Origin of the sequence: Streptomyces albidochromogenes (assembly GCF_005981925.1) — a bacterium.
Taxonomy (GTDB): domain Bacteria; phylum Actinomycetota; class Actinomycetes; order Streptomycetales; family Streptomycetaceae; genus Streptomyces; species Streptomyces albidochromogenes.
In genome coordinates this window covers 1-2,946 of sequence record NZ_VBVX01000500.1, presented here as the reverse complement: position 1 = coordinate 2,946, position 2,946 = coordinate 1, and the positions used below count along the sequence as shown (strand labels likewise).

4 protein-coding genes are annotated in these 2,946 nt (G+C 69.1%); all 4 read right to left on the bottom strand.

The features are described 5' to 3' along the window. Window positions 1-281 (bottom strand): 2-oxoglutarate dehydrogenase E1 subunit family protein (locus tag E2E34_RS33100; protein WP_244316377.1); only part of this gene is annotated, 281 nt, incomplete at its 3' end. Between the two features lie 264 nt (window positions 282-545). Beyond that, a complete protein-coding gene (locus E2E34_RS33095) occupies window positions 546-1,628 on the bottom strand; it encodes a HAMP domain-containing sensor histidine kinase (protein ID WP_138899045.1) in 1,083 nt (360 codons plus the stop codon). Then, window positions 1,625-2,362, bottom strand: coding sequence for a response regulator transcription factor (locus E2E34_RS33090; RefSeq protein WP_138899046.1), 738 nt, complete (start codon window positions 2,360-2,362; stop codon window positions 1,625-1,627). Before E2E34_RS33090 ends, E2E34_RS33095 begins: the two co-directional genes overlap by 4 nt. A gap of 72 nt (window positions 2,363-2,434) precedes the next feature. Continuing rightward, window positions 2,435-2,946 (bottom strand): spermidine synthase family protein (locus E2E34_RS33085; protein ID WP_138905529.1); only part of this gene is annotated, 512 nt, incomplete at its 5' end.

Genomic DNA, 2,946 nt, shown 5'->3' with positions numbered 1-2,946 from the left:
GGCGCGGCGGGGGCCGGGGCGACCTGGGCCGGCTGTGCGGCGGCCCCGGTCACGTCTTCGGTTTCGGGCGTGGCGGTCTTCTCCGCCGCGGGGGTGGAACCGGGCTTGTAGTCGGCGAAGAAGTCCCACCAGGCGCGGTCGACCGAATTCGGGTCCTGGAGGTACTGCTGGTAGATCTCGTCGACGAGCCACTCATTGGGACCGAAGGCAGCGGCAGGGTTCTTCCCTTGCCCGTCTTGGTCGGTCGAGACGCTCGGGCTACTGGGGGACTGAGACGACACGGCGTTAACCGCCCTCTTCCGCTTCGCAAGGTGATGGACAGCGGAAATAAAGGCTACGCCTCCCCGGCCGGGAGGTGCAGGCCGGGCGGGCCTTCCGTCGCGTAAGTCACATCGGAGAGCTGGTTTCGTCGCCTGGAATGGCGGGAAACAAGCGGGGTTCCGGTGCAGTCCGCTGTGGTCCGGGTAGGACGGACCGTGGTTACGGCCCACTTTGGGCCGCACCCCCAATGGAGGACACGCAGAACGTGTGCTTCCGGTTCGACCCTACGTCAACTGACGAGTAACGGGCTTCCCCGGAAGAGTGACTTGGATCCGGCAGCCGCGCGCGGATTCGGCCACACCGATCCGCCCGCCGTGCAGATCCACCGCCCAGCGGGCGATCGCGAGGCCGAGCCCCGTGCCGCCGTCACTGCCGGGACCGTGCGGCGCCGGGAGGCTGCCCCGGTTGAAACGCTCGAAGACCCGGTGCCACTCGGACTCGGGTATGCCCGGCCCCTCGTCCAGGACCTCCAGGTCCAGGCTCTCCGGCTGCGGGCCCCGCCGGGCCCGCACGGTGACGCGGCCGTGCGGCGGGCTGTGCTTGACGGCGTTGTCGAGCAGATTCGCGACGACCTGATGCAGTCGCTCGACGTCCGCGTGCGCGGTCAGCTCGGGCGGCGACACGTCCAGGTGCAGATGCACGTCCGTACGCGTATGACTGCCGGACCCGGAGGCCAGACCGCGCTGCGAGGCGATCACATTGACCTCTTTGAGCACGCCCGAGAGGTACGGCCAAACCTCGAAGCGGTGCGCCTTCAGCGGCACGACGCCGTTGTCCAGCCGGGACAGGTCGAGCAGCGTCTCCACCAGCCGGCCGAGCCGCTCGGTCTGCTTCAGCGCCGTACGCATCGTCTCGGGGTCCGCGGCGGAGACCCCGTCCACGACGTTCTCCAGTACCGCTCTGAGCCCCGCGATGGGGGTTCTCAGCTCGTGCGAGACGTTGGCGACCAATTCCTTGCGGTGCCGGTCCACGGCCTCCAGATCGTCCGCCATGCGGTTGATCGTCGCCGCCAGGTCGCCCAGCTCGTCACGGCGGCCCGCGCCGCGCACCCGCCGGGTGTAGTCGCCGTGCGCGATGGACTTGGCCACCGTCGTCATCTCGTCCAGGGGGGAGGTCAGGCTGTGTGCCACGAACTGGGTGATCAGCATCGAGGCGATGACCGAGAAGACCGTGATGAAACGCAGCTCCGTCTTGGTACGGAGTGCCACCAGGATCAGACCGGTGGTGATGAAGACCGAGACGACGACGAGCGTGCCGAGCTTGGTCTTGATCGAGAAGGGACGCAGCCCGTTCCCCTGCCGCGTCATGCCGGCGGAGTCTCCAGTGCGTACCCCACTCCGTGGACCGTACGGATCCGCTCCGCGCCGATCTTCCGCCGAAGGGCCTTGATGTGGCTGTCGACGGTCCTGGTGCCCGACGCGTCCGCCCAGTCCCACACCTCGGCGAGCAGCTGCTCGCGCGAGAGCACGGCGCGCGGCGTGTTCGCCAGGCACACCAGCAGGTCGAACTCCGTCGGCGTCAGGTGTACGTCGTCACCGCGCACCCGCACCCGGCGCTGCGCGTGGTCGATCTCCAGTTCGCCGAGGCGCAGGATGCCGCTGCGCGGCGTCGAGGCGGCGATCGTCGCCCGCTCGACGCGGCGCAGCAGGACGTGCACCCGGGCCGCCAGCTCGCGCATGGAGAACGGCTTGGTCATGTAGTCGTCGGCGCCGACCCCGAGCCCGACCAGCATGTCGGTCTCGTCGTCGCGCGCCGTCAGCATCAGCACCGGCACCGGCCGCTGCGCCTGCACGCGGCGGCAGACCTCCAGGCCGTCGAAGCCCGGCAGCATGATGTCGAGAACCATCAGGTCGGGCTGCCACGCCTCGGCGGCGTCCACAGCCGCGGGGCCGTCGACGGCCGTCTGCACCTGGAAGCCCTCGGCGCGAAGTCGCGCGGCAATGGCGTCGACGATGGTCGCGTCGTCCTCGACGACCAGCACCCGGCGCTGAGCGCCCGGAGTGGCCGCGAGGCCGTTGTGGCTGGTGTGTGTCTGCTCCATTGCCCCGCCCCTGGGAGTTCTCTTCTATCCCACGTGTAGGGCAGCAGCGTAGATGCACCGACTGCGTCCCGGCTACGCAGGGCGAACCGCGAGATGGACCACGTCAGGAACGCCCCGGGCAACTTGGATCTCTTCGGTCCGAACCAAGTTGAATCCGGCATTCCGCAACGCATCCTCAAAGGCGGGGGACGGCTGCGCCGACCAGACGGCGAGGATTCCTCCAGGTCTCAACCGCCTCATGCACCCCGCAAGCCCCTGCGGGGAGTAGAGATTGGCGTTGTCGTCGGTGACGGTCCAGTCGGGCCCGTTGTCGATGTCGAGGCAGAGCGCGTCGTACGTGTCCTGGTCCGTACCAGCGACCCCGATCCGGTTTTCGCCGACGTAATCCACCAGGTCGGTGTGAATGATCTCGCATCGCGGATCGGCGAGCGCCTCGCCGGAGATCCGGGACAGCGGCCCCTCGCGGTGCCAGTCGATGATCGCCTGCTCACGCTCGATGACGACGATCCGCCCCCACCGCCCCTGCGAGGCGGCCCGCGCGAGGGAGAAGCCGACACCGAGACCGCCGATGAGGAGGGCGGGGG